This is a genomic window from Pinibacter soli (assembly GCF_029961145.1).
GTDB lineage: Bacteria > Bacteroidota > Bacteroidia > Chitinophagales > Chitinophagaceae > Pinibacter > Pinibacter soli.
On the sequence record NZ_JASBRG010000007.1, the window covers coordinates 2,454,204 to 2,478,687 of the forward strand.

21 protein-coding genes are annotated in these 24,484 nt (G+C 41.6%); 9 read left to right on the top strand and 12 right to left on the bottom strand.

Features of this window, described 5'->3' with window-relative positions; genetic code table 11:
- Window positions 1-76 precede the first annotated feature (76 nt).
- From QJ048_RS20335 to QJ048_RS20355, 5 genes are all read right to left on the bottom strand, one after another.
- Window positions 77-1,108: a LacI family DNA-binding transcriptional regulator gene (locus QJ048_RS20335; protein ID WP_282336264.1), complete on the bottom strand. Its 1,032-nt coding sequence runs from the start codon at window positions 1,106-1,108 to the stop codon at window positions 77-79.
- A 205-nt stretch (window positions 1,109-1,313) separates the two neighbouring features.
- Window positions 1,314-2,618 (bottom strand): DUF4302 domain-containing protein, encoded by a 1,305-nt coding sequence (locus QJ048_RS20340; protein WP_282336265.1) that lies wholly within the window; start codon window positions 2,616-2,618, stop codon window positions 1,314-1,316.
- A gap of 108 nt (window positions 2,619-2,726) precedes the next feature.
- Window positions 2,727-4,022, bottom strand: coding sequence for a zinc-binding metallopeptidase (locus QJ048_RS20345; protein WP_282336266.1), 1,296 nt, complete (start codon window positions 4,020-4,022; stop codon window positions 2,727-2,729).
- An 82-nt stretch (window positions 4,023-4,104) separates the two neighbouring features.
- Window positions 4,105-5,547 carry a RagB/SusD family nutrient uptake outer membrane protein gene (locus tag QJ048_RS20350; RefSeq protein ID WP_282336267.1) on the bottom strand — a complete coding sequence of 481 codons (1,443 nt, stop codon included), beginning with the start codon at window positions 5,545-5,547 and terminating at the stop codon, window positions 4,105-4,107.
- A 69-nt stretch (window positions 5,548-5,616) separates the two neighbouring features.
- Complete coding sequence (locus QJ048_RS20355; RefSeq protein ID WP_282336268.1) at window positions 5,617-9,024, bottom strand: SusC/RagA family TonB-linked outer membrane protein; 3,408 nt, start codon at window positions 9,022-9,024, stop codon at window positions 5,617-5,619.
- A gap of 442 nt (window positions 9,025-9,466) precedes the next feature.
- On the opposite strand from QJ048_RS20355, the gene aqpZ reads away from it, so the two are divergent.
- The 5 genes from aqpZ (at window position 9,467) to QJ048_RS20380 (ending at window position 13,104) form a co-directional block, all read left to right on the top strand.
- Entirely contained in the window at window positions 9,467-10,192 is a 726-nt protein-coding gene (gene aqpZ / locus QJ048_RS20360; RefSeq protein ID WP_282336269.1) for an aquaporin Z, read from the top strand.
- Window positions 10,193-10,361: 169 nt separating this feature from the next.
- A complete protein-coding gene (locus QJ048_RS20365; RefSeq protein ID WP_282336270.1) occupies window positions 10,362-10,838 on the top strand; it encodes a GAF domain-containing protein in 477 nt (158 codons plus the stop codon).
- Between the two features lie 167 nt (window positions 10,839-11,005).
- Entirely contained in the window at window positions 11,006-11,491 is a 486-nt protein-coding gene (locus QJ048_RS20370; RefSeq protein WP_282336271.1) for a hypothetical protein, read from the top strand.
- 272 nt (window positions 11,492-11,763) lie between these two features.
- Window positions 11,764-12,249 carry a hypothetical protein gene (locus QJ048_RS20375; RefSeq protein WP_282336272.1) on the top strand — a complete coding sequence of 162 codons (486 nt, stop codon included), beginning with the start codon at window positions 11,764-11,766 and terminating at the stop codon, window positions 12,247-12,249.
- A gap of 237 nt (window positions 12,250-12,486) precedes the next feature.
- On the top strand, window positions 12,487-13,104 hold the full coding sequence (locus QJ048_RS20380) for a hypothetical protein (RefSeq protein WP_282336273.1): 618 nt from the start codon (window positions 12,487-12,489) through the stop codon (window positions 13,102-13,104).
- A 197-nt stretch (window positions 13,105-13,301) separates the two neighbouring features.
- On the opposite strand, the gene accC is transcribed toward QJ048_RS20380, so the two are convergent.
- From accC to efp, 3 genes are all read right to left on the bottom strand, one after another.
- A complete protein-coding gene (gene accC, locus QJ048_RS20385; RefSeq protein WP_282336274.1) occupies window positions 13,302-14,642 on the bottom strand; it encodes an acetyl-CoA carboxylase biotin carboxylase subunit in 1,341 nt (446 codons plus the stop codon).
- Between the two features lie 128 nt (window positions 14,643-14,770).
- Window positions 14,771-15,253, bottom strand: a complete 483-nt coding sequence (gene accB / locus QJ048_RS20390) for an acetyl-CoA carboxylase biotin carboxyl carrier protein (protein ID WP_282336275.1) — start codon at window positions 15,251-15,253, stop codon at window positions 14,771-14,773.
- Between the two features lie 151 nt (window positions 15,254-15,404).
- On the bottom strand, window positions 15,405-15,971 hold the full coding sequence (gene efp / locus QJ048_RS20395) for an elongation factor P (protein WP_282336276.1): 567 nt from the start codon (window positions 15,969-15,971) through the stop codon (window positions 15,405-15,407).
- 295 nt (window positions 15,972-16,266) lie between these two features.
- Between efp and QJ048_RS20400 the strand changes: the two genes are divergently transcribed.
- The 4 genes from QJ048_RS20400 (at window position 16,267) to QJ048_RS20415 (ending at window position 19,255) form a co-directional block, all read left to right on the top strand.
- Window positions 16,267-16,770, top strand: coding sequence for a TlpA family protein disulfide reductase (locus QJ048_RS20400; RefSeq protein WP_282336277.1), 504 nt, complete (start codon window positions 16,267-16,269; stop codon window positions 16,768-16,770).
- Window positions 16,771-16,905: 135 nt separating this feature from the next.
- Window positions 16,906-17,835 (top strand): malate dehydrogenase, encoded by a 930-nt coding sequence (gene mdh, locus QJ048_RS20405; RefSeq protein ID WP_282336278.1) that lies wholly within the window; start codon window positions 16,906-16,908, stop codon window positions 17,833-17,835.
- Window positions 17,836-18,030: 195 nt separating this feature from the next.
- Window positions 18,031-18,597 carry a hypothetical protein gene (locus QJ048_RS20410; RefSeq protein ID WP_282336279.1) on the top strand — a complete coding sequence of 189 codons (567 nt, stop codon included), beginning with the start codon at window positions 18,031-18,033 and terminating at the stop codon, window positions 18,595-18,597.
- Window positions 18,598-18,778: 181 nt separating this feature from the next.
- Complete coding sequence (locus QJ048_RS20415; protein ID WP_282336280.1) at window positions 18,779-19,255, top strand: hypothetical protein; 477 nt, start codon at window positions 18,779-18,781, stop codon at window positions 19,253-19,255.
- A 99-nt stretch (window positions 19,256-19,354) separates the two neighbouring features.
- Here QJ048_RS20415 and QJ048_RS20420 read toward each other — a convergent pair whose 3' ends face one another.
- From QJ048_RS20420 to QJ048_RS20435, 4 genes are all read right to left on the bottom strand, one after another.
- The gene (locus QJ048_RS20420; protein ID WP_282336281.1) at window positions 19,355-20,365 is read right to left on the bottom strand and encodes a glycosyltransferase family 9 protein; all 1,011 of its coding nucleotides are present in this window, start codon (window positions 20,363-20,365) and stop codon (window positions 19,355-19,357) included.
- A gap of 127 nt (window positions 20,366-20,492) precedes the next feature.
- The gene (locus QJ048_RS20425) at window positions 20,493-21,746 is read right to left on the bottom strand and encodes an MFS transporter (protein WP_282336282.1); all 1,254 of its coding nucleotides are present in this window, start codon (window positions 21,744-21,746) and stop codon (window positions 20,493-20,495) included.
- Between the two features lie 99 nt (window positions 21,747-21,845).
- The gene (locus QJ048_RS20430) at window positions 21,846-22,817 is read right to left on the bottom strand and encodes a DedA family protein (RefSeq protein WP_282336283.1); all 972 of its coding nucleotides are present in this window, start codon (window positions 22,815-22,817) and stop codon (window positions 21,846-21,848) included.
- Between the two features lie 47 nt (window positions 22,818-22,864).
- Window positions 22,865-24,379, bottom strand: coding sequence for a dicarboxylate/amino acid:cation symporter (locus QJ048_RS20435; protein WP_282336284.1), 1,515 nt, complete (start codon window positions 24,377-24,379; stop codon window positions 22,865-22,867).
- Window positions 24,380-24,484: the final 105 nt, after the last annotated feature.

Here is a 24,484-nt window from a genome sequence, read left to right on the forward strand (position 1 = left end):
TCGAAATGAACAATGCGTAAACGTTTGCACAAATGTATAAATATTTTGAATCCGGCCAACTGATTTTTTCTAAAATTTAGCGTTGGGATGAAGCTCTTGGCTGCAAAAGGGGTTCGAGGATCACTTTTTTATTGTCTACATTACGCACCACCTTCTTGTTGATCATGTCCATGATCAGGTTGAAGGCTTCCTTGCCCATCGTTACAGTTTGTTGATCCACACTGGTTAATGCAGGCGTTATATGTTCGTCAAACTCCTCATTGGCAAAACCTACGACGCCAAATTGCTCAGGGATCCTGATCTTATTTTCCTTCAATTCTTTAATCACTCCAAGAGCAGTAAAATCTTCCACGGCGAAAATAGCGTCAGGAGGTTCAGGTAAACTAAGGAAATGTTTTACAGCCTCTTTACCGGATTCTATGGAAACGTTTCCCGCAAATACAAGTTCTTTCTCAAATGGCAACTTATACGCCTTTAATGCCGCTTTATAACCTCGTAAGCGCTCCGCAAAAATTTTCAAATGCTGCTGGCCGGAAACGTGTGCAATTCTTTTATAACCCTGATTGATGAGATGTTCCGTTGCGAGATACCCGCCTTTGTAGTCATCCACCACCACATATGGAATAGAAGTATCATCATTTGTACGATCAAAGAATACGATGGGCACACCTTTATCACGAGCGTCTAAATAGTGGGAAATATCTCTTGTATCTTTTGCGATGGATGCCAGTATGCCATCTACCCTTGCACTCAGAAAAGCTTGAATGCCTTTCTTCTCATACTCGGTATCTTCATTGGATTGATAGATAAGCACATTGTAGCCTCTCTCATTAGCCATGGTTTCAATGCCATGCACAACGGAACCAAAGAAGTTGATCTTGGCACTTGGTATAATGACACCGATAACATTTGTTTTACCGGAACGCAATGAAGAAGCGACGCGATTGCGGGTGTAATTCAATCTGTCAGCCACTTCTGCAACTGCCTGCCTCGTTGCTTCGCTAATGCGCGGATGATTGTTCAATGCACGTGATACGGTTGCCGCAGTTACGTTCAATTCCTTTGCTATATCCTGGATGGTAGTGTTTCTTGATGTGGATTTACTCATATTATAAAGCAAGTGGTTGATAACGAGGCTAAGGTAGGAAAATTAGGAATCAGGAACTAGGAATTAGTTGTTAGTTGTTAGTTGTTAGTTGTTAGCTAGTAGTTGTTGTGAGTTGTAAGAATGAAATATTCAACAAACAATAGTGGCGAAGCAATCCCCAAATTAAGATTGCCTCGCCACTTCAATTATTCAGTCATTCAGTCATTCAATACTGCCAACTGATCCATGCCTTTCCATCCTTTGCGCTTACCATGTCATAGGCTTGCATGCCGGTTTGCACGAGGTAGAAGCCGGAAGGATCTGTGAACTTCGCAGCGGTGTTATTAAAAATAGATTGCTGGCTCGGAGGGATTGTACCCACAGTGCCAAGCCTTGTAAATATCACTCTGCCATCTGAAGTAAAGTTTGGTGGCGTTGAGGTCGCAAGACCATAAGATATAGAGAGTGAAGTATTGTTCACAACCACTACAAATCCTGTAAGATCATAGTTGTTGAAATTGGGCCAGAAAATGAGAAAATAAAAATTAGGAATGGTTGTAATGCCGTATGCATCCTGTATGCCTTCTATTGTAAAGCCTGTGTTTGAATACCAATAACTGTCCTGTGAAAGTACTGCCTGGTACCACCTTTGCGGCGCATTGGTATCTACCAATATTGGTTTTCCTGAACCCTGAATCTGTCCTGCAATTCCTGCTGCTGTTACATGTATGATGCTGTTTGTTGCATCGTAGTTAATGTTGGAAAAATCTCTTATCGTAATGCCGTTTGCTGTGAATGGTTGCTCCAGCACCACTTTTCCATTTGCATAGAAATAACCAGTTGTAAATGTTTTTACCACGCCTCCTTCTACCCACGAAAACGTGATGGTTCGTGTCGATAGATTTACTGATATATCAAACTGATTGCTGCCAAGAACCAGCCGTTTAAAATAAGTGGTGAGATTGGCGATGTTTTCAAAATCCATTGCATTGCCAAACGATCCTGCAAAGTCTTGCGACTCCTTTTGTGTAGCCGGCACCATAAAGGCCTTGCTGCCATTGTAGCGACCGGTTAACTTAACACTATCTTTTGTTACTGTATCTACAGCAAATTCAAAGTCACTCATTAAACCTTTCCCCATGGTTCCGCCGTTCACATTACTGTTGGGATCTGAAAGTATGTGCAGGTAAGAATATGTATCAAAGATCAATGCAGGTTGTTGTAAGCCTTTCATTCTGTAACTGCTTTCGTATGATTGGTCGAGCGTGGAAGGATAAATATCTGCCAGCATGGTTACACGATTGGCGTTCGTGAATTTCCAATAAAAAGAGTAGCCACCGCTTTTTCCACTATCAGGAAAAACAACGGCACGCCAGCCATATTGCGCATTTACAAAGGTTGACTGATAGCTATCCAAAAGCGCTTGCATCCTGTCATTCGGCGATTGATTGAATGGATGCGAGTCGTCTTTTTTACACGCTGCTAACGCTATCATGAAAAACAATCCGATGTATAACAGTGATTTGTTCATCTTTTTGAGTTTTGAGTTCTGAGTTTTGAGCTTTTAGGGTTTGAGTGGAGTAGTGAGTTTTGAGTTTTAGTTCTACCGACTCATTACTCACAACCAACAACCTTTCTGTCATTCTAATATTCCTACATAGTAAATCTTCGGATTTTCCTTCGGCACAAAGGCTCCGAGGTTTGCGTTGGAATCTCTGTTGAATCCCCAATCAAGCGTAAAATGATTTAACGAAAAATAATCAAGCAGTCCCTGCACACTGGTTTTTATTATCCCTCCGTTATTGTCTGCACTTAGGTAAGTAAGCGTCATCACCCCATTCGCATCAGTTGAGAAACTGTATGTGAAGCTCGCCTGGTAAGGGTTGAAAAACATTTGTACACGTATCCTGTTAGCCGCGGTAAACGTTACTTTCAAAGAATCCAAAGTAAATCCAAATGAGCCACTCAAATTGGTTGATGCCGTATTGAAGAGGGTTACAAAATCCGGTGAGCTGCCGGTAATAGCTGTACTCCAAACAGCTGATGTATATCTTTTCCCAAAACCGAATACAGAAGCAAGCGTCGGCCTTCCTGTTACTTTCGTCAATGCGTTTTGCACGTCTGATTGCAATGCATAGAAATCTATGTTCCAAATACTTTTGTAGTAGCTTACTACGTACTGCTCCTTGCTTCTTAATGCCGTCCGTGCACTATCGGGTTGGCTGTTCACCATCATTTCAAACCACATTCTTCCGTTCGATAACATGAGTGATATCATTTCCACAAAGTCTTCATCGGGCATTGATTTTGCGTAAGCTGAAATAAAGCCTTCAGAGTTTGCCTGATCATCGGATTCATTGATCCAGTTGGCGGTATACTTACCAACAGATATCTGTTTGAACTCCGGTGGATAGATTTGATTCTGATTAAGAATGTGCCCAAACTCATGTTCCACCACGTGCACCATTTCTTGTACAGAATTAACATTGGTGTTATCAAAATCATTTACATCATACAAAACAACTCTCCTGCCGCCTTCAGCAGTACCCAATGTAATGGAACCGTCCGGATTGAAGGATGGGCTTCCCACCATTACTAAGAGCTTAGGCGAATATTTTTTGAAAAATGTTGCTCCGGCTTCTGCGATATAAGTGTTGATCCAAATTTGCCTTAATGCATCCAACACAGGCTGTACCTGCGATTCAATGGGCGGCACGAGTGTCTTGTTAAGATCAAGTTCTGATTGATCCCACTTATATTTGACTTCAATATTGTAAGGGTGCGTAAGACTGTCATACAACCAGTTATCCAGTTTGGAAGGCACCCAGGAATCTCCTCCCAGCCCCGGAATATTGGTGTTGAGGTTCTCATCTTTTTTGCACGATGCAATGGTTCCGAGCATTGCAACAAGCGTTATTATTTTGAGTAGTTTCATTTATAAAAAGTTGTGAGTTGTTAGACTTTACCATCGACCTTTCTTTCCTAATTCCTAATTCCTGATTCCTAATTTCTAATTCCTACCTCGGGTTTAATGCAATACCTGAAAGCTTTGCAGATTCTGGTATTTGGAAAACGCGATACGGATCAGTGGCGCTCAGTGTTTTTGTAGAGCCATCAAAAAACGAATGCGTTACAGGTATTTTATATCGCTGCAGGTCGAACCATCGCAGTCCTTCCATCACATATTCCGCTCTTCTGAAATCAAGTGTTGCAAGTAGTAATCCTGTTTGCAGATCTGATGTTCCATAAAAATTAGCAAGCTTTGCAGCGGTGATGTTGTGCTGTGACGGACTGTAGTTTATTATGCGTTTGCTTATAAAAGTGTTTAAATCTGCGATAGCGGCAGCTGTGTTGTTCTTATAGATGTAAGCTTCTGCCCTGCTCAACAATACTTCTTCTGTAGTCAGCTCCGGCTGCATAATATAAGGGATACCGGTATTTGCGTTGATCGATGTAGTTACAAAATACTCATTGAACTTTGGTACAAAATAATCCTGTGAACCGTAATAAAATACTGAGTATGCCCATTTACCACCTGTTACGTTGGTGCCTAAAATGTCACGTTGTTTTCCATAGCTTAGTCCATACCTGAACGTAGCGTAATTGCGTGCATAGTTGGAAGGCATTTCTGTGAGCAACAAATTCGCAACCTCTGTAGCCTTGGTATAGGTCGCGAGCAAAGTGAAAAAAGAAAGTGTTTGATAAGTAGTATTCCATGGGCGCATATTGTCGGCAAAATTGTTATTGGGGAATGCTGCTGTTGCGTGTTCTATTACTTTGTCATAATTCTTTTTGAATAAATAATACCGCGTCGCAAATGCATGTGCCGCGGCCAGGTTAAAGTGATAACGCGGTACAGTATATGCCTGATCTTTTAGCAGTGGCAGTCCGGCGGTTAGATCTTTCTCTACCATGTCGTACACGTACTGCACTGTTTTGCGATCGTAATTTTTGAACACTACTTTTTCCGGTTCTGTTACATATGGAATGCCGGGATCTGTACCTGCTGTTGCGGGGTCATAAAATTTAGAAAAGAAATTTACGAGCATAAAATGTGAGAAAGCTCTTGTTACCAATGCCTCTCCTTTCTGCGTGCGATAGTTTTGCGAATCTGGCGCAGCCATACATGTTGCCAGCGCCTGGTTGGAGGCTGCAATGGCTGTATAGCATCCGTTCCAGTAAAACTCGGGGGAATCCTGATTCTGATCTCTTACATCCTGAAAGTTGAATGGATCAAGATTGATGTTGAGCACAACGCCCGCACCTTTGTCTTCTACGTTATCTGAAATGGCTTCAGCAAAGGTGATATAACTCGCTTGCGGATACGCTGTGCCTAAAAGTTGCGCTACCTTTTCCGGCGAATCCAACTGCGTTCTGTTATCCGGCACTTGCTCCAAATATTTCTTACAGCTGCTAATGACAACTGTAAAAATTATGAAGATATATATTGAGTATTTCATGTAATGAGTTTTGAGTAGTGAGTTATCAGCTTCCTTTTTTGACTTTTTCTTTTTGACTCTTAACTTTTCCTATATTCCTACTTTCAACGAAAGTGTAAACTGCTTTTGTATCGGCTGCGCCACACCACCGGCGTTGAAAAATTCAGGATCCTGTCCCTTCAGTTTTGAATCGGAATAAATGAGCCATGGATTAATCGCTTGCGCCGTTATTGATAAGTTATTCAGCTTCGCTTTTTGCAGAGTCGCTGCCGGCAACTGATAGGTGAGCGATACTGTTTTTAATCTTACGAAAGAACCGTTGGCAACACGCTGTGTCGAATAGTTGTAGTTGTTATAAGGATAGGAACCTCCTAACAAATATTGCTCATACACATCTGCGATGGAAGGCACATTTGTTTGCCCCTGGTCGCCAGGTATCGCCCATCTATCGTAAAACTCTTTAGGCATCGCATCAAGATCGGAGTAGCGCTGCTTGAACGCAGGATAAAGCCTAATCCTGTTGCCTTGCTGATAAGTAAGAAATACGTTGACGGAAAATGCTTTGTAGCGAACGGTGTTTGAAAACCCTCCTGTAATTTTTGGATCTACCGGACCTTCATACACAAGGTGCTGTGTGTTGTCACTTTGCAGATACACTGAAGGACTTATATCTCCATCTTCATTTACAAATTGCGGCACACCGGTTCTTGGCTGCAGGCCTTTGTAATCAAGCGAAAACAAACCATTTACAGGATAACCTTGTTTGTTACCCCCTTCAGCTTTTACAAGATCGAATATGATTGGATCGTTCTTGGCGTTAGTAATTTCATTTTCATTATAGCCAAATGTCAGATTGGTTTTCCATCCCCAATCATTTTGCCGTATGATATCGCCACCCACTAGAAATTCAACCCCATGTGATTTCATATCAGCATAGTTTGCGGCTTTGTATGCTTCACCGCCAATGCCCGATGTTTTGACAATGCTGATCAAATCAAAACTTCTTCTTCTATAAAGGTCCAGCGTTATATTCAATCGTCTGTTGAACATTGTGGCATCTACACCTATATTTCCGGTATATAATTTTTCCCAGGTGAGATCTTCGTTTTCCAAACTTTCCTGAAGAATTACCGATTCAACTTCGGAGAGATAAGGTCTGCGTGTCTGCATATTTTTCAACACAATGGATGAGTTGGTAGCAGGTCCCATACTTGCTGTTAAACCATAACTTGCACGTAACGTAAGAAAGTCTACAAAGTCAACATTCTTCATAAATGACTCCTGGTCTATGTTCCACGAACCGCTCACGCTCCAGGTTGGTAACCATCGTGCAGTTTTTGATTCGCCCAACTGATTGGACCCGTCGTAGCGAGCAGTTCCAGTTAAGTTGAATCTCCTGTTGTAGGAGTATCCTGCGGTAGCGTAAAAAGCGGCAAACCTGTCGTAAGTCTTTACCATGCCATAGTAAGGAAAACTGTTTTCCAACGCTTGTTTGATGATTCTGTAATCAATGAACGGGACGCCACCCTGATCATATTGATAACCATAACCAGTGTTGTTTGCACTCTGACGATTCGCATATTTAATCTGCTGCCCCACCAGCACATTCAGGCTGTGCACTTCGTTAAATGTTTTGTTGTAGTTAAGGCTGTTCCTGATTTCGTAGTTGGCCAACTGATCTTCCTGCCTGTTATAAAAACCTCCATATGGCAATACCACCACCGGTTCTGCGTCGGGGTTATCAGGATCCCGGTAAAGAAATTTATTGTTTTGACGAACGGTTGATGTTCCTGCGGCTCTGTATGCGTTTGCCATGTTGGAGTTTTCACGCACTTGCTGTTCCGTTGTTGATTTTACAAAACGTAATGCACCTACAAATTCGTAGCGAAAGTTTTTTGCAAACTTGTAAGACAACTCTCCCTGCAAGCGAATATCAAGCACTGTAAGATCGATGTAGTTATTCTTTAATTCGTTCACGATGTTGAAGGGTGCATAGTTCATTTTAAAATATTCGAGTTGTCCGGTTGAATCATATGGTGTGATCGTGCGGCTGGTGTTGATCGCGTAGCTGAATGGATTGATGTCAAAATCTCTGTCATAGCTTCCTTCGACAGCGTTGGCGGCACGCTGCAATGTGCCCGGAGCCCTTTGCTGGCGCAGCGATCCAACGGTTGAGAAGCCGGCTGTTAGCTTATTGTTGAGAGTATAAGTGTTTTTAAAATTGAGTGTATAGCGTTTTACATTGTCCGCAATTGTCCAACCGTTGTCATAGTAAAAGTTGGTGGAGAAATATGTTTGCGATTTATCGGTACCGGAAGAAATGCTAAGGTTATGTTCCTGTATAAAAGAGTTTTTAAACAACACATTGAACCAGTCGGTATTCACGCCTACATATCTTTGAAGAAACGCAGCTCTTCCTGCTACTGTATTTTCAACGCCGAACTTTCCATTGGTTTCATTGTAGGTATTTATTTCGTCGTACATTTTTCCGTACACACCAGTGTTTGGTCCATCGGAAATGGTTGAGTTCAACATTCCTTTTTTATATAACTCAGTATACACAGCCATTTGATCGGCAGAGTTCATGATGTTGTATGAGTTGTAAGTTGGCTTTAACTGTGTACTGAAATTTCCCACGTAGGAAACAATTGGTCTACCTACACGTCCTTTTTTTGTGGTGATCACAATTACACCGTTCATCGCTCTTGCGCCGTACAACGCAGCAGCAGCGGCATCTTTCAGTATATCGAAACTTTCAATATCGTTTACGTTTAAACCCGCAACAGACGAGCCAAGCAACGTAACAGCATCACCACTTGACAATTGATCGTTGGAAATATTCACCACATCTTCCAGCACTACCCCGTCCACTACCCAAAGCGGTTTGTTATCCCCGTTAATGGAAGTGGCCCCACGTATGCGCACTTTAGGTGCTGTACCAAAAGTGCTGGATACGTTTTGAACAGATACACCGGCGGCCCGCCCTTCCAGCATGCGGCTCACATCTGTCATCCCATCGATCTTTACATCTTCCGCTTTAAGACCAACAGCGGCTCCGGAGAATTTCCGTTTGTCAATATTTTGGTATCCTGTCACCACTACTTCCGAAAGCGCTCTTTCGGTGCCGGTAACCAACGTCACATTGAGCGTAGCCTGTTTGTGGAATGTAATGACTTTGGGCGTACGACCCACGTAAGAGAACTGAATGTCATCGCCATCTTTGGCGTAGATGACAAAGTTCCCGGCAGCATCCGACTCGGTTCCTTTTTTTGTTTGTAAAATAGTAATGGAAACATTCGCGAGTGGAGCCCCGTTTTCTTCAGAGGTAACTTTTCCGGTTACCCGTTTCGGTACTGTATCATTTAATAGACCGGGAACGTTGGAGTACGAGGTGACTGTTTCAGACGGCTTGTTGTTTTCGTTTGCCCGTGCGCCAAGAGCAAGCACACATAGGGACATACAAACGCAAAAACATCTGCCCATTGAGAAGTATCTCATAAGCATCTATTCTAAAATGGTGACTAATTAGAATTGTTTAACACGCGGAGGTTAACAAAGTTGTGTGAAATTCTACTTTTTTTGTGAGGTAAAATATCTACAAATCAAGGGGTTGTAATTGTGGAGAAAGGCTTCTGAAACCAGCACTTGAATGTTTATGACAACTACACCGACAGGTAGTTAATTTAACCGATAAAATAAGTACCCTTACGCAAACATTTAGTAATTGCTGATTGTATATCATGATTCAAGATCAGGCAATTCATTTATCAGCGACACATAGTTATTATATTTTATTAATTAAATAATTATATGCGCATTCTATAAATACCGTTGCAACTAAACTCTTTAAAATGACAACTAATAGTTTTCCCTGATTAGCGGGTCATGAAGATTCGTTTTACCAGAGATAAACTTTTGCTATCAAACTAAAATTTATTGTATGACAAAAAAACTGGTTGCTGAATTTATCGGCACATTCTGGCTGGTACTTGGCGGTTGCGGAAGCGCAGTACTTGCTGCGGCCTTTCCCGATCTTGGTATTGGCTTCGTAGGCGTAGCAATTGCATTTGGGTTAACTGTACTGACCATTGCCTATTCGCTTGGCCATATTTCCGGCGCACACCTTAACCCTGCTGTCTCTGTTGGTTTATGGGCAGGCGGCCGTTTTGCCGCAGGCGAACTTATTCCTTACATTATTGCACAGGTGCTGGGTGCCATTTCAGCTGCGGGCGTGTTGTACATTATTGCCAGCGGCCACGACGGCTTTTCTACGGCCGGTGGTTTTGCTGCTAACGGCTATGGCGATACGCCAGGCTCGCCGGGGCACTATTCTGTCGCAGCCGCTTTTACCTGTGAAGTGGTAATGACCTGTTTGTTCCTGATCATTATTTTGGGTGCGACAGACGAAAGAGCACCGAAAGGTTTTGCAGGCATCGCCATTGGCCTGGGACTTACGCTGATTCACCTTATCAGCATTCCCGTTACCAATACTTCTGTTAACCCTGCCCGCAGCACTAGCCAGGCAATTTTTGCAGGCAGTTGGGCGGTTGGTCAATTGTGGTTGTTCTGGGCGGCGCCAATCATTGGTGCCCTGATCGCAGGCTTCCTGTATCGGGCGGTGTTTGAAAACGGCAAAGAATCAGAATCTGATTTCCCGGGCAAATAAAGAAGTTGTGAGTTTTGAGTTTTGGGTTGTAAGTCTGAGTTGTGAACAATATGAAACAGGCAAAATAAAGCATATACGACAGTGGGCGTTCGACTCAAAACTCATAACTCAAAACTTCCCCCTAATTTTACAAAAGAAACAACCTTCAAATTGGTTGTTTCTTTTTTTTATGGCAGAAGATTTAACGATAATAAGAGGTTCAAAAACTGACCAATACGAAGCACTTATTCCGCAAATAAAAGGGTTATTGGAGGGTGAAGAAGATTTGATCGCCAACCTTGCCAACATTACCGGTGCATTGAAGGAACAATTCAATTGGTTATGGATCGGTTTCTATTTGGTTAAAAAAGGTGAGCTAGTCCTCGGACCGTTCCAGGGTCCTGTTGCATGCACACGCATTGCAAAGGGTCGCGGCGTATGCGGCGCTAGCTGGGCCGAAGCAAAAACACTAATCGTTCCCGATGTTGAAAAATTCCCCGGACATATTGCCTGTAGCAGTTTATCCAAATCTGAAATTGTAGTACCGGTTTTTAAAGGCGATGAAGTTGTTGGGGTGCTTGATGTGGATAGCAAAGATTTAAATGAGTTTGATGAAACTGATCAGAAGTATCTTGAGGAGATTGTGAAGGCTTTAATAATTGAATAACTGAGTAACTGAATAACCGCACCATCATTTTCAATTTTCAAGTTTCAACTTTCAATTTTCAATTAGAATATACCTCTTTCCCCTCGTGCTTTCTTCATTTAACTGTAAAACATTCTCACTCCTTTCTTCTTACATAATTATTGAGTTTCTTGCTAAAAAGAAAATATATGAAAGTCTTACTACTCGCCATTTTCAGCCTCTATATCACAAGCAGTTTATATGCGCAAACATCTGACGCAGAAGCCGAAGCAATGGCAAATTTACTTGGTGTACAAAAGAAAGAAGCTATCAGCAAAATGGTTTCTGTTGCTCCAAAAGATTCAGTTGCTTTTTGGAAAATTTACGATGAGTATGCAAAGAAAAATGTTACAACCGGCAAAGCCAGAATTAAGCTGTATGAACAAACGGTGCAATCATATGGCGCTATGGGCGCAGGCACTGCCGATTCCCTTGCAACAAGATATTTTGCCAACAGAATGGACCAGGAGAAAACATTGGAAGAATATTATCAGAAAATAAAAAAGGCAACGAATGCAGTTACTGCGTTTGAGTTCTACCAGGCTGAAGTATATCTGCTCACGCAAATAAGGGCGCAAATCATGCAGCAGATACCAACTTATGGACAGGTACAGCTAGCGACGAAGAAGCAGTAATTAATTGAAAATTGAAAGTTGAAAGTTGAAAATGGCGGTTCCTAAAATATTGAAGTCCGACATAAAATGCCAGCTGCTGGCAATAACACCAGATTAAAAGCCCATGAGCAAACACTCATGGGCTTCACATTTTTGCAAGCCTTTAAAATACGTATTAACCACCCGATAATTGTCAATTTTCAATTAAATAAAGCTCTCGCATTTACTGTAAAACGTCTGCTCTCCTTTCTTTTTAAATAATAAATGAGTTTCTTTCGGAAAATTTCTTTTTTATGAAACTCATACTACTTACCGTTTTCGGCCTTTGTATCTTTGCAAGTTCTTACGCACAAACCTCCGATGAAGAAGCGCAGGCGATGGCCAATCTATTGGGCGTGCAAAAGAAAGAGGCAATGGCCAAACTGGTTGCTGTTTCGGCGAAAGACTCTGCTGCGTTTTGGAAAATTTATGATGAGTATGCTAAAAAAAATATTGCAACCGGTAAAGGGAGAATCAAGTTGTATGAACAAACAGTACACGCATATGGCAACATGACATCAGCGACCGCTGACTCACTTGCCATGAAATACTTTGCAAACAGGCAGAGCCAGGAAAAGACGCTTGAAGAATATTACATGAAAATCAAGAAGGCCACCAATGCCAATGTGGCTTTTCAGTTCTACCAGGCAGAGCTATACTTGCTCACGCAAATAAGAGCCAGTATAATGCAGCAAATTCCAACGTACGGACAGGTGCAGCTGGCGACCAAAAAACAATAGTGATTAATTGAAAATGGCAGATCCAAAGTCCCGCGATCCCACATTTGTCGGTAATCACAATTAAATAAAAAAGAAATGCCCATGAGCAAAATACTCATGGGCATTTCTTTTTTGTAGCCAACACCTATTTTCAACTTTTAATTTTCCCCTTTCCAATTATTTAACATTAGCCCCATTAAACTTTTTGTTTCTATGTGCTTCTTAGATACACATTGGTAAAAACAAAAATTTTAAAATATGAAGAAGTTATTTGCTATCGTCGCATTATCAATCGGTTTTGCAGTGGCTGCATCTGCTCAGGACTCCACTGCCCATAAAAAGGATAAAGTCAAATCAGAGTTGAATCTTACAAAAGAACAGCAGGCGCAGATAAAAAGCATGCATGCTGAATACAAGCAAAAATTTGCAGCATTGAAAGCCGATAGCAGCCTGACCGCGGAGCAACGCAAGCAACAATACAAGGCTTTGCACCAGGAGCAACAAAATAAAATGAATACAATCCTCACCCCTGAGCAACAATCAAAGCTTAAGGAGATGAAGAAGCAAAAAGTTGCGAAGACAAAGCAACACATTAAAGAGCTGAATCTATCGCAGAATCAACAGACGCAGTGGAAAAGCATTAACAAAGAATACAAGGACAAAATGATGGCGCTTAAGAACGATAAAACCTTAAGCGATCAGCAACGCAAGGATCAGTTCAAATCGCTTAGTCAGGAAAGAAGGAATAAGGTGACCGGCATTTTGAATGATGATCAAAAAGCAAAACTGGCAGAGTTTAAAAAAGACCGTCATCAGCATTTCAGACATCATAGAAGCGAGGTTTCTGACGCAACCGGCGTATCCGTGACTGGATAGTCGTGAATGGTAAATGGTGAATGGTATCCGTACTACTGAGTTTTAAATAAATAGTAAAGTGAATGAGTGATCATGATGTCCTATTCACGATTCACATTTCACGTTTTGCAATAAAACGTCTTTCATTTCAGGGTAGTGTTAAAATCAAAAGCTCCGCGATCGCGGAGCTTTCTTATAATATGCTGTTTCGAAATGATTTATTGCATTTTAAAACCTTCCAGGAACTTAGTGTTGAAGTCACCTGCTCTGAAGCGTTCATCTTTCATTAACTGAAGATGGAACGGAATGGTAGTTTTTACACCTTCAATAACGTACTCGCTCAATGCACGGTGCATGGTGTCGATCGCTTCGTCACGCGTACGTGCAACCGCTATGATCTTAGCAATCATGGAGTCGTAGTATGGAGGAATTGTATAACCAGTGTAAACATGACTGTCGATACGGATACCGTGACCGCCGGGTTGGTGCAAAACAGTGATCTTGCCCGGTGAAGGACGGAAATCATTGTATGGATCTTCTGCGTTGATACGGCATTCGATCGCATGCATTTCCGGTTCGTAGTTTCTACCACTGATCGGCTCACCGGCAGCAATTTTGATTTGTTCTTTGATCAAATCAAAATTCACTACTTCTTCCGTAACGCAATGCTCTACCTGGATACGGGTGTTCATCTCCATGAAGTAGAAATTGCGGTGTTTATCTACAAGGAATTCAATTGTTCCAACGCTTTCATAATTGATAGCAGAAGCAGCCTTAATTGCAGCCTCTCCCATTCTTTGCCTCAATTCAGGTGTCATAAACGGAGAAGGTGATTCTTCTACCAGTTTTTGGTGACGACGTTGAATAGAACAATCTCTTTCGCTTAGGTGACAAACTTTACCGTACTGGTCACCTGCAATCTGGATTTCGATGTGGCGAGGTTCTTCTACGAACTTCTCCATATAGATACCATCATTTTTGAAGGCCGCCAAAGCTTCCGCCTTCGCAGTGTTATAAGCACGCTCCATTTCTTCTTCGTGCCATACCACACGCATACCTTTACCACCACCACCGGCAGTTGCTTTCAGAATCACGGGATAACCCACGGTGTTTTTCGCGAGGTCCAATGCTTCTTCAAGGGTGTCTAAAAGACCCTCACTACCCGGAATAACAGGAACGCCAGCTTTGATCATCGTTTCTTTAGCGGTGATCTTATCACCCATCTGATTGATCATAGCAGGAGTTGGCCCGATGAATTTGATATTGTGTTCACCGCATATTTCCGAAAACTTCGCGTTTTCCGCCAAAAATCCGTAACCGGGATGGATGGCGTCCGCGTTGGTAATTTCGGCTGCGGCCATGATGTGAGGAATATTCAGGTAAGAATCACTGCTTTGAGGACGGCCGATGCAAACTGCTTCGTCAGCAAATTTCACATGCAAGCTATCCTTGTCAGCCGTAGAGTAAACCGCTACTGTTTTAATGCCCATCTCGCGACAGGTACGGATCACACGCAGCGCAATTTCTCCACGGTTGGCTATTAATATTTTTTTGAACATTTAAGTTAATTGAATTTAAGTTGGAAGAAAGTTCTAAGTTTTAAGTATTAAGTTGTAAGTAATAAGTTGTGGGAGTTTCCCATTTGGCACTTATAACTTACAACTTACAACTTATAACTCAGCACACCTTAAGGTTCTACTAAAAACAACGGTTGATCATACTCCACCGGAGTACTGTCTTCAACCAATATTTTTACGATTTTACCTTTTACTTCGCTTTCAATTTCGTTGAAAAGTTTCATCGCTTCGATGATGCAAACTACTTTACCAGGAGTTACTTCGTCACCTACTTCTATGAAAAGAGGTTTGTCTGGAGAAGGTCTGCGATAGAAAGTTCCGATCATCGGACTTTTTATAGTAATGAGGTTGCTTGCGGTAGTTTCTGCTGCAGGCTTTGCTTTTTCTGCGGCGGTAGCAGCAGCAGGGGCAGCGGCAGGCAATGCTGCAGCAGGAGCAGCGGCGATCATTTGAGGGGCTGCAGCAACAACTTGCTGAATATTGTCTTGTTTCTGCTTGATAGTAACTTTAAAGCCTTTCTCTTCAATCGTCAACTCACCGATATTGGACCGGTTGATTATTCTAATCAACTCTTGTATTTGTTTGAAATCCATGATGAAGAATTTTCCAGTTTAAAAAATGGGCTGCTAAGATAAGGAAATGTATTAACTACAATACAACGGAATAGTTTTTGAAATTAATAAAAATCCTTACAAAAAGTAAAAACCCGAAAATTCGGGTTTTTACTTCCAATGATATGTTAGTTTATTCTTTTACTCTTTCTACGTATTCGCCTGTCTTTGTATTGACGCGGATCAATTCGCCTTCGTTTACAAATAACGGTACGTTTACAGTTGCGCCTGTTTCCACAGTTGCAGGCTTCAATGTACGGGTAGCAGTATCGCCTTTTACGCCTGGTTCGCTGTAAGTAACCTGCAAAACGATCTTATCAGGTAATTCTACGCTCATTGGTTGCTCGGTTTCTGTGTTGAACATTACCGCTACTTCCTGGCCATCTTTCAGGAACTGAGGGGCATCTACCATATTTTCAGCTACAGCAATTTGCTCAAAAGTTTCATTATCCATGAAGTTGTAGCCGCTGTCGTCCTTGTATAAAAACTGGAAAGCTTTTTTCTCTACACGCACAGGATAAATAGTATCCCCACTGTTCCATGTTTTTTCAATGGAACGGTTGTTATCCACTCCTTTCAATTTGGCCCAAACTTTTGCTGCAGCTCTTGCAGTTTTGTTTTCGCCAAACTCCACCACGGAATAAAGGCTTCCGTCTAATTTAATAATCAGGCCACGACTGATGTCTGATGTATTTGCCATAAATAAATAATAAAAAATTATACAAGATTGTTGACCCAAAACGGGTTCAGAGCGGCAAATCTAAGGCAATTTATCCAATGATTGGATAACTGAGTAACTGAATAACCGAATAACTGAATATTGGCATGAGTCTTTAGTTATCAGTAGTTAGTTGTTGGTTGTTAATTGTTAGGAAGAAAGACGCACCTAGAGCCTAACAGCCAACAACTAATAACTAATAACTCGTTATTTATTCAGTTATTCAGTTACTCAGTTACTCAGTTATTCTTATCATTGTACCACAATAACTCCCACCATGAAAAAAATATCCTTTTTGTTGTTGACGGTCCTTTTTATGGGAAAACTTTTCGCTCAAGACGATACACTGCCTGCTTACAAAAGATTTCCAAATATTCCGCCTTTTACATTGATTGGACTAGACAGTGCTAATGTGACCAGGGACGACATCCCCAAGCATAAAAAAGTGTTGCTGATGTATTTTAGTCCTGAATGTGAACATTGCCAGCATCAAACGCAGGATATTTTAGGCGCCATGAAGGGTTTCAAGGATATAGAGATCGTTATGATGACCTACCAACCCTATGAGGAAATGGTTGATTTTTATAAAAAATTCGAGCTGGTGCGATATCCAAATATCAAAATAGGTAGAGATTCCAAGTTCTTTTTTCCTCCTTTTTACAGAATGCAAAGTCTGCCATACCTGGCGCTTTATGACAAAAAAGGCAACCTGATCACCACTTTCGAAGGAAATCGCAAGCCAGACAAGCTCTTAAAAGCTTTTGATAATAAATTGGACTAAATCATAATAAACCAGTCAATTATTTACTAAGTTTAACGAATATAGTCGCTGTACAGACAAGGCAATGCCTTGTCTGTAACGGAATCATTCACGTTTCTTGATTTAAAATTATTTTTTCACCGCAAATTCTTTTACATGAAAGTTACAGTTGTTGGGGCTGGTGCAGTAGGCGCAACATGCGCTGATAACATTGCAAGAGCCTCTATTTGCCAGGACTTAGTTTTACTAGACATTAAAGAAGGGCTTGCAGAAGGCAAGGCACAGGACATGATGCAAACTGCCGCTTTGCTTGGATTTGACACACGCATTACGGGCAGTACAAATGACTACTCAAAAACCGCCAACAGCGATGTAGTAGTGATCACTTCAGGATTGCCGAGAAAACCAGGAATGACGCGGGAAGAATTAATTGGGGTAAATGCAGGGATTGTTCGCGGTGTAGCCGAAAACATCCTGAAATACTCGCCAAACGCGATCATCATCGTGATCAGTAATCCCATGGATACAATGACCTACCTCGCATTGCAGGCTACCGGATTACCTAAGAACAGGATCATTGGTATGGGCGGTGCATTGGATAGCGCACGTTTCCGTTATCAGCTGAGCCAACATTTAGGTGCCAGCCCTGGAGATCTGAATGCAATGGTAGTGGGCGGTCACGGCGATACGACTATGATTCCGCTGATCCGTTTTGCTACATGGAACAGCATGCCTGTTACCAGCTTCCTGAGCGCTGAACAGCAAAAACAAATTATTGGGGACACAATGGTAGGCGGTGCGACGCTTACAAAACTGATCGGCACCTCGGCATGGTATGCTCCCGGAGCTGCCGGCGCCGCGCTTGTAAAAAGCATTCTTAACGATGAAAAGAAATTATTCTCCTGCTGCGTGAGCCTTGACGGGGAATATGGCCAGAAAGATATTTGCTTAGGCGTACCCGTTATAATCGGCAAATCCGGTTGGGAAAAGATCCTCAATTTTGATCTTAACGCTGAAGAACAAGAGCTTTTCAAGAAAAGTGCTGACGCCGTTCGTAACATGAACGACGTTCTGAAAACTTTGTAACCTCTTCCAACAAGAGGGACCAGAACAGCCAAAAAGGCGGCAAATTCTTCATTGCCGCCTTTTTTTATTATTTTTGCCCCATCTTTTACTCCAAACCTTTTTGAATAACTAATAATCTGCGCCCTCAGACCCTTCCAATTATCCCATAAAACTTAGTTTACTGTATCTGGGCATAAACATTTTAACAGCTTGTTTATGAAGTGGTTGTTTTGTGTAACGTTTATGGGTATTTGCTTAACTGCATTTCCGCAAAAAAGCGAGCTTTTTAAAAAGCACGATCCCATGCTTAATAGGTATTTGAGTCCATTTTTTAATCGCGATATCAATCCCGATAGCAATTCTTTTATCAATCCGGTCACCAACTGGAACATCAATCCTGTTCAAACAACGGAATGCAATCCTTCCAAAAACGAAAAGATCAACCCGCTGATGAACCTGAATTATAACCCTCAGCAAAACTCTGTTTTGAATCCGTTGTATATCAAAAATCTTTGGCCAGATGACATTTCGTGGGATGGACAATATATTTTTGATGAGCATAACGAGCTAAGAGGATATGTGTCACGAGCGTCGCAGGAAGTTATCTTGTGCTTTAACAGCCAGATGGAGTGGGATGGGTATTTTGTAAGGGCTTCGGAAAAACTTTTCAATCATTTCAGCGTAACCGGCCTGTGGACAGGAAAGTTTTTGTGTACCGATAACAGCGGCGGGTACAATCTTTTTAACAAGGATTGCAAGTGGATGCATCAGTATATCAAATAGAATAAAACGAACAAATTGAATGCTTAAAAGGTTAAAGATCATGGATCGATCCGCACATGACCTTTTGCCTCATAAAAATCGACCCTGTATGATTAAAATTATATCCATTAAAATACTAATAGCCTTATTCTTTCCAGTGCTTTGCTTTTCTCAGAACATCCCCCCGAAACACAATCCCAGGATGGACCCAAATCTAAGTCCTGCTAATAATAAAAGCATTAATCCCGAAAAAAATGCGGCTATCAATCCCAAAGTAAACTGGAACATTAGTCCTGAACATAATGCTACCCTCAACCCTGATACAAACGCGAGCATCAACCCAATTATCGTTAACGATTTAAATCCCAATAAAAACAAGATGCTTAATCCTATGTATCACAATGAACTTCACCCGCAAAATCCGAATTGGGAGGGGCTGTTTGTTTTTGATATCGATGATGAGCTGATGGGCTACGTTTCTTCCGCGAGCCAAAACGTCATCTTATACTTCGACAGGTCTTACAAATGGCTTGGCTATTTTGTAAGGAGCGGAAAAGGAACTTACAACTTCTATAATACAAATGATCAGTGGACCGGCCAATTCGGCTGTTATGACGGCATAACGGGTTTCAATTTCTTTGAAAAAGGCGGCGAATGGAAGGGAGTGCATGTGAAATAACAGAATAACTGAGTAACTGTGTAACTGAATATAGAACGGTTATTGAATAATTGAGGTTCAAATGAATAATCGCCTTTCAACTTCAGTTTATTCAATTATTCAGTTATTCAAATATCCTCTCACCTCATCAATAATCTTATAAACATCCTGCTGCTCCATACATTTGAAATGACCGCGTGGACATTTGTTTGTCCCATACTTGCTGCAAGGTTGACATGGCAGGTTAGGTACGAGCATGTTTATGTAAGGAGATTTTTTCAGGCTGGCCATATAATTTGCGCCGTAATACGGCTCTACGTCAAGCTTTGGTGAAGTACCACCCCAGATCGCGATCGTTGGCTTTTTGTATGCACTGGCAATATATTGAAGTCCGGTATCATGCGATATCACCAATTTTGAGCATCTCACGATGTCTGCCGACTCGTTAAGATTAAATTTGCCGCAGGCATTGTAAATTTTTACCGGGTCTTCTTCTGCAATGGCTTCGGCCTCTTTCACATCTTCTTTTCCGCCAACCAATATGATTGGGTGATTGATTTGCGCACACAATGCCCTTAGCTTGTGAACGGGTAATTTTTTCGTATAGTAGGATGCACCGATTACAATCGCAATGTAGCCTGCATGGTGCGAAGCAGGCAGGTCCTTGCTGATATCAATATTATCTTTTTGTGGAATAAAATAATCAAGGCCCAGACCGTCATCCTTTACGCCAAACGCAGCAACCGTATCGAGGCTTCGTTGTGTGATATGGCGTTTGGGCATTTTATCAATGTGCAATTTTGTAAGCAAAAACTTCTGCCAATCGAGTTTATCGATCGTGTATGCTTTTTTACCCAGCGCTCTTTTTATTTTTCCGGAACGGAAATTCTTGTGCAGATCAATTACGTAATCGTAATCTTCTTTTTTTAGTTCTTCAATTACTTCACCAAGATCTTTATCGAAGTAAAAGAATTTGTCAACATAAGGATTGGCTTCCGTTACCGCCTTAAAAGATTTTTTTGTAAGAAAATGGACCTCCGCAGTTGCCACCTGTTTTTTGAGGCAACGCAAAACGGGCGATGCCAGCACAATATCACCAATGGAGGAAAAGCGGATCACAAGAAATTTCATTGACCGAAAATAGGGGAATAATTGAAAATTGAAAAAGGAACGCTGATTATTATGGTTTTGATGATTTTTTATGATTTAATCAAAATCATAAAAAATCTTAACAATCATAAAAATCTGCGTTCCATTTTCAACTCTCTACGTAATTCAAATCTTTTCCAAACGTTTCTTCCAATTTTGTCCATGCCCAAAGCGCACCAGCAAAGACCATTATACCCACAAAGATGTTTGCGTATTTAGAATTGAAGTTCATTGAATATTTGAAGAATTCGTACATCAGGTTGATCAGAACTACCGAGCCTCTTACGAAGTTGGGCGCTGTGTTGGTAACTGTTGAGCGGATGTTTGTGCCAAAACTTTCTGCAGCGGTACTCATAAACACTGCCCAATAACCGCCTGTAAAACCTAACATAAAAATACCGGTATAGAAGAAGTATTGACTTAATGGCGCGAGCAAAAAGAACAGAATAATAACTGTGATGGAACTGAGCATGAACCCGAGAATGGCTTTCTTTCTGCTTTTTAAATGTTGAGAAATAAGACCACAAGCAAAGTCGCCCAATGTTAAGCCAAGGTAAGTAAGCATGATGGCATTGATGGGAACTGTTTTTCTTTCTGCGTCGGAAAACTGTAACCCCAGTGCATCGGCGAGTTCTGGCGAGTATTTCGCATATAGCTGAACGATATACCAGATAGGAATAGCGATCAAAATAACAGCAATGTATTTTTGCCAGCGTTCCTTTTTCTGAAAGATCAACCGAATGCTTCCTTTTTTTACGTCAGATTTTTTCACGGCTTCATACATGCCTGATTCAAAAACGCCAATACGAAGCAACAACAAGAATACGCCCATCCCGCCACCAATGAAATAGCATGTCCGCCAATCGCCTACCCATTTCACCACAAATCCTCCGATCACTGCGCCTAAGATTCCCGTGCCTGCGACCAGCGCAGTGCCGAGACCGCGTTTTTCTTTATCCAACACTTCGTTCACCATTGTTACGCCTGCACCCAATTCACCCGCGAGACCAAAGCCCGCAGCAAAACGAAGAACCGCATATATGTGTACGTCGTGCACAAATCCGTTGCAAATGTTGGCTATAGAATAAGTAAGAATGGAACCAAACAGCACCGACAGCCTTCCTTTTCTGTCGCCCATGATGCCCCAGAAAATACCTCCGATGAGCATGCCGATCATTTGCCAGTTATCCAGCATAAGGCCAAAGCGTTCAATATCTGTTTTGGAAGTAATTCCTATGTCTTTCAAACTCGTTGTACGGATCATGCCGAACAACAGCAAATCGAAAATATCTACGAAATAACCAAGCGCGGCTACAATAACTATGATGTTGAAGAGACCTGTGGTTTTGGATGTTGGATTCATAAGCTAGTTGAGAATTGAGAATGGGGAGTTGAGAGTTAATTGAAAGTTGAAAATGATTTACGCGCCCTCACTCTCAACTTTCCACTTTCAACTCTCAACTTATGTCGTTTGTGTTGGTTTTTTTGACCCGAAAAATATCTTCCAAAGTACCGGCGCTGTCGTCACAACTATAATGCCGATCACTATCATTTCAAGATGATCTTTCAATTCAAAACCGAATTGTTTGCGCACCCAAATTTGCAAAAAATGGCCTGCGAAAACCATGCTCACAACCCATGCCACAGAACCGATAATATTGTTTAGCATAAACTTCCTTCTGTCCATTTGAACAATGCCCGCGATGATTGGGGCAAAGGTTCTTATCACAGGAAGAAAACGGGCGAAGATGATAGCTCCGCCGCCGTGTTTTTCGTAAAAATCATGCGCGTCGTTAAGGTATTTTTTCTTAAATAAGAACCTGTCTTTCCAGGTGTACATCGTTGGGCCAATTTTGCGGCCAAACCAATACCCAAGCATGTTTCCAAGTATACCGGCGACAGATATCAATGCCACGAGGAGAAACAAATCAAACCACTCAGAATGTACACCGCCCAAGCCCAATGCTTTCAAAAACTCATGTGCAAGGTTAGCGCTGTAAATGCCGGCAACAAACAACAAGCTGTCGCCAGGCAGAAAGAAACCGGCAAACAATCCTGTTTCTGCAAATACAATGAAAAGTAATAACCAAAAGCCTCCATTGATAATGTAGAACATTGGGTTCAGCAGATCTTTCCATGAGAAGATCTTATGCAACTGAACTATTTTCTTATCAGTTAATTCATTTGCTGATAGTACAACATTTTCGTGATCGTGGCTTGTCACAGTAACGGGTGATGAAGGATCAACATTCACTACTGCAAAGCCGGCTTTATCAGGAGCATACTCGTTTGTTTTACCGGCGTTTTCGACGCTTACCTTTTTCAGCGGTGTTTCATACTGGTTAAGGAATTGAAGAGTAATTTCTTTTTGTGCAAAAGAAAAATTCATCGTCATAATCAAGAGCCCCAATAAGACCGAAATCCTTTTAATCATAATTACTTTTTTAGTATTCAAATCCTGTTCTGTTTCTATGGTATTTCTTATGCAGTCTGTGTTACTTCTTCTCCCAATTCGCCCTCCCATTTGCTAACAACTGTTGTCGCCAAAGCATTGCCTAACACATTTGTTGCGGTTCTGAACATATCACAGAAGTGGTCGATCGGCAAGATCAATGCGATACCTTCAGGTGGAATTTTAAACATGGCACATGTTGCTGTAACCACTACCAGTGATGCTCTTGGAACTCCGGCAATTCCTTTGCTGGTAAGCATCAGAACTATCAGCATAGTTAATTGTGTTGGCAAATCGAGAGGCACTTTATATACCTGCGCTATGGTTAAGCTGGCAAAAGTCATGTACATCATGCTCCCATCAAGATTGAAACTATAGCCCAATGGCAAAATGAATGACACGATTTTATCCTTACAACCAAAACGCTCAAGTTCCTCTGTAAGTTTTGGAAAAACCGCTTCGCTGCTGGTTGTACTGAAAGCGATCAACAGCGGTTGTGCAATTCTTTTTACCAGTGCCGGCAATCGATTTTTCAAAATCAAATAACCCACCAGCAACAGCAACAGCCAAAGCGTTGCAATACCTATGAGAAAGTAAAAAAGATAGTATCCGTAAAACTTAAAAACTTCTAATCCTTTTACTGCAATTACGGCTGATATTGCACCAAACACACCCAGCGGCGCAAAGCCCATTACATAGCCAACCATTTTAAGGATCACGTGTGCAACACCATCGAGCGCTTTGATCATTGGTTTTGCATAGTCGCCGACAGCGGTCGCAGCAATTCCAAAAAACACACTGAACACCACCAACTGCAGCACTTCATTAGAAGCCATTGATTCTATCACACTTTTGGGAATGACGTGCTCAATGAACATGGACAACGAAAAAGAAGATTTTGTTTTACCAATCAGATCACTTGCTTCAGCTGCATCGCCGCTACTCAGGTTTATAACATGACCCGGCTGAAAAACATTTACATAGACCAACCCAATCAAAAGACTGATCAGGGATGCGGTAACAAACCAGAGCAATGCCTTACCGCCAACACGCCCTACTGTTTTTAAATCGCCCAGTTTAGCAATACCTACTACCAATGTGCAGAACACCAATGGCGCGATTATCATTTGCACAAGGCGAAGGAAAATAACGGTCAGTAATTTTATGCTGGTAGCAAAATTATCCAGTCTCGTAAAGGCTACACCGTGTTTAGGCTGCTCTACTATTTTCTCAATCTTCGTACCCGGATGTACCTTGATGTAGGTTGGAACGTACTTGCCATCAATGTCAGTTATCGTTCTCCATGCGCTCCCGCTTGCTACGGTATCAATTCTGTAACTGTCTTCGTCTTTATATACAATGATTGGCTGCTTTACAACCTGGGATGATATCTGAAGGACAACGGTGTCTTTTCCGGCAAATCCCTCTTTGGGTTTGTATTGTAGCCTTTTACCGCCGCCACTCTCGTGGATAAAATATCCGACGATTACGCCTAATAACATTGCTATGATGATCCACAATGTGAGTTTATTGCCTTTTGACATAATGTTTTAGCGACTATTAAGGTTAATAAGCACCGAAAGTTCAAAAAAAAATTGACTTGACAAAAATTTAGTATAAAAGCCCCCAGACGCTTCATTCCCTTTGAG